Source organism: Streptomyces sp. NPDC001027 (assembly GCF_040299045.1).
Taxonomy (GTDB): Bacteria; Actinomycetota; Actinomycetes; order Streptomycetales; family Streptomycetaceae; genus Streptomyces.
Window position 1 is genome coordinate 1 of the sequence record NZ_JBEPBI010000302.1, and the last position, 8269, is coordinate 8269.

The 8269-nt window shown below is 75.5% G+C and carries 2 protein-coding genes; one reads left to right on the forward strand and one right to left on the reverse strand.

Translation table 11 applies throughout. The features are described 5' to 3' along the window. Positions 1-87: 87 nt before the first annotated feature. A complete protein-coding gene (locus ABT300_RS38720) occupies positions 88-1284 on the reverse strand; it encodes a serine hydrolase domain-containing protein (RefSeq protein ID WP_351686286.1) in 1197 nt (398 codons plus the stop codon). Positions 1285-2178: 894 nt separating this feature from the next. Here ABT300_RS38720 and ABT300_RS38725 point away from each other — a divergent pair. After that, a partial coding sequence (locus ABT300_RS38725) for a beta-ketoacyl synthase N-terminal-like domain-containing protein (RefSeq protein WP_351686288.1) occupies positions 2179-8269 on the forward strand: 6091 nt, incomplete at its 3' end.

Here is an 8269-nt window from a genome sequence, read left to right on the forward strand (position 1 = left end):
CTGGGGGACCACCGTTTCGGGTGCCGCGGGGGGGGCCCCGGCCCCCGGGGGGGGGGCGGGGCCCCCCGGCCCGCTCGATCGCGGGGGTCAGCCGCCGAGCGGGTGCTGCGGGGCCAGCAGTTTCGCGATCCGCTCGGTGATCGTCTGGGCGTTGTTGCCGGCGGGCGCGTTGCGGCCCACCGTGGTGGACACGGCGATGGACAGCCGCTGGTGCGGCTCGTACGCCATCACGGCCGCGTAGCCGAAGAAGGACGGGTTCTGCACCACCCAGCCGTTCTTGACGACGACGCCGACGCCGAAGTGGAAGTCCTCGGTCATGGGCAGGCACACCGTCGCGGGGCAGGTGGCGGTCGGATGGCCGAGGCCGACCGTGCCCGGGTTCAGCTGGGTGCGGAAGGACTGCCGCGAGAGCAGCTCACCCGAACCGACGGCCTGTCCGGAGCGTGCGAGGTCGCAGATGTCCTGGGTGATGACGGCCCCGGGCGCGGTGGTCCAGGACGGGTTCCAGTAGGTGGACTCCTCGTAGGTGCCGCGCTCGTCGTCGTAGGCGTGCAGCACGGGCTCCGGAATGACGGCCGTGTCGTTGCTGCGGGTGTTGCGCAGGCCGAGCGGCCGGTAGACGCGTTCGCGCAGCAGGCGGTCGAGCGGGGTGCCGGAGATCTTCTCCAGGGCGCGGCCGAGGAGGACGAAGTTGGCGTGCGAGTAGCTCCAGTTGGTGCCCGGCGCGTACCACAGGGGGTGGCTCAGGGAGATCCCGACGAGCTCCTTCGGGGTCCAGTGCTGCCAGGGGTCGGCGTAGAGCTTCTTGAGGAAGACCGGGTCGGGGACGTAGTCGTGCAGGCCCGAGGTGGAGTCGCCGAGCATGCGCAGGGTGATCCTGTCGCCGTGCGGCAGGCGGGGCAGCCACTTGGAGACCGGGTCGTCGAGTTTCGCCCGGCCCTCCTCGACGAGCTGGAGCAGCACGGTGCCCATGAAGGCGATGCCGACCGAGCCGGTCCGGAAGTGCATGGCGGCGGTGGCGGGGACGTCCGTCATGGACTCCCCGACGGCGGTCGTGACCAGGTCGCGGCCGCCGACCGTGACCTTGACGAGGGCGGCCTCGAGGTCGAGTTCCTTCTTGGCCCTGCGGACGATGTCGAGGACCTTGCGCGCCTGGCCCTGCGGGTCGCGGGTGGCGGTGCAGGCGCGGTCGTGGCGCTCGGGGACGGCGGCCGCGACCGCGGTCTGCAGGGTCGAGGCGAGGAGGGCGGCGGCGCACAGCAGCGCCGTACGGGTACGCGTCATACGCGCACTATGGGCTGATTGTCACAACGGTCCGGCGGCCAACACTCCGGACACCCGCGCCACGGACCCGGACGGAGGACGGGGCCTGCGCCGACTGCCCGGTCACCGGGCCGCCCCGGCTCACGGGCGGGGACCACGCAGCCAAGCCGGCCGACGACCTCCCGAAGACCGGCTTGACTGCGGAGTCAGCCCAGTCTTGGCAGCCGCCCGGCCCACGTCAAGACCCGTCTCACCGCAGAGCGCGGGCGACACGGGCCACCGCGCCCGCCGCCCGTCGCCCCGGCCCACCGCAGACCGACCGGGCGCCACCGCAGAGCGACCCGGAGGCCGCCACGCGCCGACCCGAAGGCCACCGCAGACCGACTCAGACGCCACCGCAGGCCGACCGGGCACCCGGCGGACCCGACCGCCCGCGGGCGGCGTCGGCCAAGAGCTGTTCCAGGACATCCACGGCCGCGGAGGGGGCGGGAATGGTCATGACCACGAAGCCTTCCCCGCCGCTCAGGGGGCGACACACAGATCGCGACCCGCCCTGCGGACGACGCCGGAAACGGACGCCCCGATGTCGGACTTGCGGCCCCAAGGGGCCTATTTCCAGCAGTAGTTGACGCTTCGACAGCTCCCCCGGCCGTGGGCGGCGGCGGACGGCAGAAGGAGTTCATCCGCATTCCTGCACCCCGCCCCGGCCATGCGACTGACCGAATCGTTGCGGCTGAATACCGGCCGATCGTTCGAACGTTGACCAGTGAGTAATAAGCGCACTACCTTTCAACGCGTTTCGAGCACGCGCTGTAGAACGGCGTTCCGCGGTGAACCTCTGCCCGCTGGAATCCGGTGAGCCGCCTTTGCTGTCCCGACCCCCCACCGTGCAGTCTCACCTTGATTCGGAGAATCATGACGTCCGCTGTGCGTTCCGAGGACATGATCATCGGCATCACTCCGTTCGGAGAGCCCGACGCGGGGCTCGCCCTGGCGATCGGCCGCGCCGGCGGCCTGGGCGTGCTCGATCTGGGACGGGGGGACCGAAGATCGCGCGAAGCCCTCGACCGCCTGCGCGGGGACTCCCCGGGCGCGTTCGGCGTCCGGGTCGGCGCGCACTGCGCACTCGACCCCGCCGACCTGAACCCCGCCGATCTGACCTTCGACGGCCCGCACACCGTGGTGCTCACCGCGGAGGCGGCTCGCGACACGCAAAGCCCTTGGCGCGTCAGCGTTTTGACGGAACGTCATCGAGTGCTGGCAGAGGTCGCCGACCTGGCGGACGCGCGGGTCGCGCTGCGCGCGGGCGCCCACGGTCTGATCGCGCGCGGCGCCGAGTGCGGCGGCCGGATCGGCGAACTGAGCACCTACGTCCTGCTCCAGCAGCTCCTCGCCGCGCCCGAGGTGAGCGTGCCGGTGTGGGCGTGCGGCGGCATCGGCCCGCGCACCGCGGCCGCCGCCGTGGCGGGCGGGGCGGCGGGCGTGGTCCTGGACAGCCAGCTGGCGCTGCTCGCCGAGTCGGCGCTGCCCGAGCCGGCCGCGGCCGGCCTGCGCACCCTGGACGGTTCGGAGACCGTCGTGCTGGCCGGTCACCGCGTCCTGCTGCGGCGCGGCCCGGACGCGCCGCGGCTCGCGCCGGACGCCACCGCCGACACGGTGGCCGCGATGCTGGGGGCGCAGGACCCGCGCACCCAGCTGCTCCCGGTGGGCCAGGACGGGTTCCTCGCCGCCCGGTTCGCCGAGCGCTGGATCGACGTGCGGCGCACGGTCCGCGCGCTCAGGGACGCGGTCCTGGACGCCCTGCGCGACGACAGCGCCGGGCGGGCGCTGCGGGACGGCTCGCCGATGGCCCGGGCGCTCGGCACCCGGCTGCCGGTCGCGCAGGGTCCCATGACCCGGGTGAGCGACGGGGCGGCGTTCGCCGCGGCGGTGGCGGCGGACGGGGCCCTGCCGTTCCTCGCGCTGGCGCTGGCGGACGGCGAGCGGACCCGGGCGATGCTCGCCGAGACGCGGGAGGCGGCGGCCGGCCGGCCCTGGGGCGTGGGCGTCCTCGGTTTCGCGCCGGAAGAGGTGCGCGCCGCCCAGCTGGAGGCCGTACGGCAGCTGAAGCCGACGCACGCGATCATCGCGGGCGGACGGCCCTCCCAGGCGCAGGCGCTGGAGCAGGACGGTGTGCGCACCTTCCTGCACGTGCCTTCCCCGGGACTGCTGCGGCAGTTCCTGGAGGCGGGCGCGCGCCGGTTCGTCTTCGAGGGCGCGGAGTGCGGCGGGCACGTCGGACCGCGCGCCAGCTTCCCGCTCTGGGAGGCTCAACTCGCGGTTCTGGAAGACTTCTTGACGAGTCGTGAGGCCGACGACGTCGAGGTGTTCTTCGCCGGCGGGGTGCACGACGAGCGGTCGGCGGCCATGGTCGCCGCGCTCGCCGCCCCGCTGACCGCGCGCGGAGCGGCCGTCGGCGTGCTGATGGGCACCGCCTACCTGTTCACCGAGGAGGCCGTGGCGCTCGGCGCGGTCCGGCCGCTGTTCCAGCGGCAGGTCATGGCGGCCGGGAGCACCGCGCTCCTGGAGTCGGCGCCGGGCCACGCCACACGGTGCGTGCCGAGCCCGTTCGCGGCCGGCTACCGGGACCGGGCGGCCCGGCTGCGCGCCGAGGGCGTGCCGGAGCGGCGGATCTGGGAGGAGCTGGAACGGCTCAACGTCGGCCGGCTGCGCGTCGCCAGCAAGGGCGTGACCCGGGACGCCGACGGTCGGCTGACTCCCGTCGACGAGGAACGTCAGCTCGCCGAGGGGATGTTCATGGCCGGGGAGGTGGCGGTGCTGCGCTCCGCCCCGACCACCCTCGCCGCGCTGCACACGTCGGTGACGACGGGAGCGGTGGAGCACCTCGCCCGGCGGACGGCCGAGTTCGGCCTGCCGGACCAACCCGCCGAGGCGACGGCCCCCGCCCCGCTCGACGTCGCCGTCGTCGGCATGGCCTGCATGTTCCCCGGGGCGCCCGACCTGGCTGCCTTCTGGGCGAACGTCGTGGCGGGCGTGGACGCGGTGGGCGAGGTCCCGCCGGACCGCTGGGACCCGGCCGTCCACCACGGCACGTCCACCCCCTCCAAATGGGGCGGCTTCCTGCCCCGCATCCCCTTCGACCCGCTGCGCTACGGCATCCCGCCGGCCTCCCTCGGCAGCGTCGAGCCGGTGCAGCTGCTGTCCCTGGAAGCCGCCCGGCGTGCTCTGGAGGACGCCGGATACGGCGACGGAGGACGGCGGTTCGACCGCTCCCGCACCTCCGTGGTGTTCGGCGCGGAGGCGGGCAGCGACCTGTCGAACGCGGCCACCCTGCGGGCGGTCCTGCCCTCCTACTACGGCGAGGTCCCGGCCGGCCTCGACGGTCAGCTGCCGCAGCTCACCGAGGACTCCTTCCCCGGCATGCTCTCCAACGTCATCTCCGGACGGATCGCCAACCGGCTGGACCTCGGCGGCGCCAACTACACCGTCGACGCGGCCTGCGCCTCCTCGCTGGCCGCCGTCGACGTCGCCTGCAAGGAGCTGGTCGGCGGCACGTCCGACGTGGTGCTGTGCGGCGGCGCCGACCTGCACAACGGCATCAACGACTACGTCCTCTTCTCCTCCGTGCACGCCCTGTCCCCGACGGGCCGCTCCCGTGCCTTCGACGGCTCCGCGGACGGCATCGCGCTGGGCGAGGGCGTGGCCTGCGTGGTCCTCAAGCGTCTCGCGGACGCCGAGCGCGACGGCGACCGGATCTACGGCGTCATCAAGGGGCTCGGCTCCTCCAGCGACGGCCGTTCGCTCGGGCTGACCGCGCCGCGGCCCGAGGGGCAGCGCTCGGCCCTGGAGCGCGCCTACCGCAACGCGGGCGTCTCCCCGGCCGACGTCGGACTCGTCGAGGCGCACGGCACCGGCACGGTGGTCGGCGACCGCACCGAACTGCGCATCCTCACCGAGGTGTTCGACGAGGCCGGGGCGAAGCCGGGCGGATGTGTGCTCGGCTCGGTGAAGTCGCAGATCGGCCACACCAAGTGCGCCGCGGGACTCGCCGGCCTGATCAAGACGCTGCTGTCGCTGCACACCGGCGTCAGACCGCCCACGCTGCACGTCGAGGCCCCCAACCCGGCCTGGGACGAGGCCGCCAGCCCCTTCGCCTTCCACGCCGAGGCACGTCCGTGGGCCGCCCCCGCCCGCGAACGCCTCGCCGGGGTGAGCGCGTTCGGCTTCGGCGGGACCAACTTCCATGTGGTGCTGGCCGCCTACGCCGAGGGCGTGCCCCCGGTGCGCGGACTGGACGCCTGGCCCGCCGAGCTGTTCCTCTTCCGGGGCCGGGACGAGGCGGCGGCCCGCCGCGCCGTGACCGAACTCCTCGGCGTCGTCCAGACCGAGGGACGGCCGTGGCGGCTGCGCGACCTCGCGCTGAGCGCGGCACGGCGGGCCGACGCGAGCGCGGATCCGACGTGGTTCGCGGTCGTGGCCACGGACCTCGACGACCTGGCCGCGAAACTGCGGCGACTGACGGCCGAGCCCGCCGGGACCGTGCCGTCGCGCGGCGTCCACCGGGCCGTCCGACCCGAAACGCACGACGACCGCGCAGGTGACGGCGGCGGCCAGGGCAAGGTCGCCTTCCTCTTCCCGGGGCAGGGCAGTCAGCGCACCGGCATGCTCGCCGACCTCTTCGTGGCCTTCCCCGAGCTGCGCCCGTACCTGGAGCTCGGGCGCGCCCACGCCGACGCGCTGTACCCGCCGGCCGCCTTCGACGACGCCGGCCGCGCCCGGCAGCAGGCCGCGCTGACCGACACCAGAGCGGCCCAGCCGGCCCTCGGCCTCGCCGGCCTGGCCGCGCACGCCGTGCTCACCGCGGCCGGGGTGCGCCCCGACATGGCCGCCGGACACAGCTACGGCGAGCTGGTCGCCCTCAGCGCGGCCGGCGCCCTGACCCCCGGCACGCTGCTGGAACTGAGCGTCGAACGGGCCGCGGCGATCCTGGAGGCCGCCGGACGCGCCGACGGCGAAGGCGGCCAGGACGGCGGAGCGGGCGGCGGCGACGGCGACCCCGGGACCATGGCCGCCGTCACGGCCGGCGCCGAGGCGGTGACCGAGGCGCTGAAGGCGGGCTCCGCACCGGACTCCGTCGTCGTCGCCAACCGCAACTCGCCCGGGCAGACAGTGATCTCGGGGCCGACGGACGCCGTCGCCGAGGCCGTCCGGCTGCTGCGCGAGGCCGGACTGGGGGCCCAGCGCATCCCCGTGGCCTGTGCCTTCCACAGTCCGCTGGTGGCAGGCGCCGCCGACCGGTTCGCCGAGGCGCTCGCCCGCCGCCCGGTGCACGCCCCCGAGTTCCCCGTGTGGTCCAACCGCACGGCCGCCCCCTACCCTGCCGACGCGGACGCCGTCCGGGCCGGACTCGCCGCCCAGATCGGCGCGCCGGTCGCCTTCGCCGAGCAGATCGAGGCGATGTACGCGGCCGGAGCGCGCGTCTTCGTCGAGGCCGGGCCCGGGTCGGTGCTCACCCGGCTGGTCGGGCAGATCCTCGGCGACCGCCCCCATCGCACGGTGGCCTGCGAGCCCCGGCCGGGCAGCGGGCTCGGCGGCTGGCTCGACGCGCTGGCCGCGCTCGCCGTCGCGGGTCTGCCCGTGCACGCCGGGTGGCTGCTGCGCGGCCGGGACGCGGTGGACGCGGCACGGACGCCCGTGCCGAAGCCGCCCGGCTGGACGGTCGACGGACAGCTGGTCCGCACCGCTGCCGGCGCGCTCCTTCCCGGTGCGCTCGCGCCGGCCCGACGAGTCGCGGAGACCCAGGAGACGACTGTGACGACGAACCCCCAGCCCGGCGTCCCGTCCGACCGGGACGCGCTCATCTCCGAGTTCCTGCGCACCAGCCGCGAGATGATCGCCGCCCAACGGGACGTGCTGCTCACCTACTTCGGCGCCACGCCAGGGGCCGCGATCGCCGCACCCATGGTCGTCGGGCCGTCGCAGGCGGCTCAGACGCCGGCCGAACTCGTCGCGCCCCGGCCGCAGCCGGCGCCGGAGACGGGCGCGGTCGCCACGGGCACGGCGGACAGCGCGGCGGCTGCCGAGGCGGCGCCCCCGGCCGGCGGGCGGCCGGACGTCCGGCAGGTCGTCCTGGAGATCATCAGCGAGCGCACCGGCTACCCCGTCGACATGATCGAGCCCGACCTCGATCTGGAGGCGGACCTCAGCATCGACTCCATCAAGCGGGCGGAGATCGCCGGTGAGCTGGCCCGGCGACTGGGCGGCGCGGACGCGGACCTGACCGGGATGGACGACTCCGAGCTGGAGGAGCTGGCCAAGGCGCGCACCGCCGCCGCGGTGACCGACTGGCTCACGGCCCGACTGGGCGGCGCCGCGGCGACCGGGACGACCTCCGCCGCAGCCACCCCCACCGAGCCCACCGCACCCGGCGCGCCCACCGCACCCGCAGCGCCCGCAGTGCCCACCGCGCCCGCAGCCCCGGACGCCGACGACGTACGCGCCGAGCCTCCCCGGCGGCACGTCCTGCGGCCGGTGCTCCTCGACTCCGCGGGCCGGCCCCCCGCCGACCCGTCGGCGGTGCTCACCGGCACCCGCTGGACCGTCCTCGGGGACGCCCCGGAGGTCGCCGCCCGGCTGGTCTCGCACGGCGCCCGGGTCACCGTCCGCGGCCGGGACCACGTGCTGTCCCGGGACGACGGGTCGGTGGACGGGGTGCTGTACCTCGGGGCTCTCGCCGGCGCCGACGACGGCGCGCCGGTGCTGCCGGACGCCTTCCCCGTGCTGAAGGCGGCCGTCGAGGGCGGCCCGCGGTGGCTGCTGGCCGTCCGGCACGACGACGGCACGCCCGACGCCAGGACGGCGGGCCTGCGCGGCCTGTTCCGGACCCTGGCGCGGGAGTGCCCGGACACGCTCGCACGCGTCGTCGACCTCACCGACGTGTCGGCGTCCGCCGTCGCGGACGCGGTGGTCGCCGAGGCCCTCGCCGCCGACCGCACACCGGTCGTGC